The organism is Acetivibrio straminisolvens JCM 21531, assembly GCF_000521465.1.
Classification (GTDB): domain Bacteria; phylum Bacillota; class Clostridia; order Acetivibrionales; family Acetivibrionaceae; genus Hungateiclostridium; species Hungateiclostridium straminisolvens.
Map to the genome: position 1 here is coordinate 1 of NZ_BAVR01000151.1, position 1,440 is coordinate 1,440.

2 protein-coding genes are annotated in these 1,440 nt (G+C 31.8%); both read right to left on the reverse strand.

Features of this window, described 5'->3' with window-relative positions; translation table 11 throughout:
• Positions 1–392 (reverse strand): hypothetical protein (locus tag JCM21531_RS17185; RefSeq protein WP_243467896.1); only part of this gene is annotated, 392 nt, incomplete at its 3' end.
• A gap of 38 nt (positions 393–430) precedes the next feature.
• The coding region (locus tag JCM21531_RS23285; protein ID WP_243467897.1) for a DUF5702 domain-containing protein at positions 431–1,440 on the reverse strand (1,010 nt) is incomplete at its 5' end.

Consider the following 1,440-nt stretch of genomic DNA (forward strand, 5'->3'; position numbering starts at 1 on the left):
ATTACTACACAGTCAACACTATATCCTTTTGTTACGGACATATTATCATTTTCAATATAAGATATAGTCCTATTCATCACATAAAGTGAAGTAGCTCTAGTGTAAGGATTGACAATGTCGTCTTTGTATAAATCATGTAATGTATTCATAATTCCTGCATAATTACCTGTCTTGGTAAAATTTCTCTTATCAGCAGCCTCTATGGCATAATCCAAAAATTTTTCCGCATTAGTCTTTTCTTTTTTAGTTCCTGACTCATGTGTACTCTGTGTCGAGTCTGGTTTCAACGTGTTAGAAGGTTGATTACTTCCTTCTCCCCTACCACCACAAGCCGATAGTAAAGATACTGCACATATTATTACTGCTATTAATATTGATTTTACTCTAACCATTTTCAACATCCCTTTCCATTAAAAAATTATATTTTATGTTAATATCCCTTGTACAGGATAACATCAAACTTTATTCTTTTTCCATCTTCGGTCCTTAGTTCCTTTGGCATAAAAGGTTTTGTTGCAAACAAGTATTTTATAGAAATTGAAGACTCAATACGCATATATGTACTGCATTCTGATATTTTAAAAGTTTTGCTTCCCGAAACAGCCCTCATATTTACTTGTATCAAATCAGCTATTCTTTTCATCTTTACACCCTTGTTTGTGAAAAGTAAAAATATCCTAAGGTAATCAGTATATTTCATAGAAAGGAAAGATCCCTTCAAGTTTGTCTTCATTACCTCTGAATCACTTGTATTGCCGATAGAATCAATAAATTTATTGACTTCTTCTTTCCCCTTGTCAGCAACATTCTTAAATGTTTCTTTAAACTTATTAACTAAGTTTTCTTTATAGCCCTCAATTTTCTTTTTTATACTATATTTTACTTGCCATTTTGCTTCCTGAATAGTGTTAAATAGCATGCTATTTACTTTCTTACTTGTTTCATCCACGCTATAACCAAGTAGCTCTCGTCCTTCTACAAGTCCTGCAGTCAGCTCAGCTATAGCCTCTTTAAGGTTTCTATCTTTATATTCCTCAAAGAAGTCTGTATAATCAACCCCTTTAATTGTATCAGGAACATAACTTCCTATAGTACTGTTTTCAACAGCTTCTATTTGTTCTAGAAGCAAAGCTTGAACTTCATTACTAATCTGATTAAGTATCTCTCCAACTTCTCCTTCAACTCTAACATTTAAACTTACCTCTAAATCATTAAAAATATCATCTGCAGAATACACGCCTTCTTTTAAAGGATTTTCAATACTGGTAAATGCCTTATCTACTAATAGATCTATTTTTGAGTCAATATAGTCTGATATAGTGGTACTTGCTTTCTTTAGAAAATCTTCAGCTTTACTTTCTGTATAGTCAATCACTTCTTTGGCCACATTTTTAGCCTTTTCTCTAGTTTTATCAATAATTTCATTTGTAATTGTTGTTG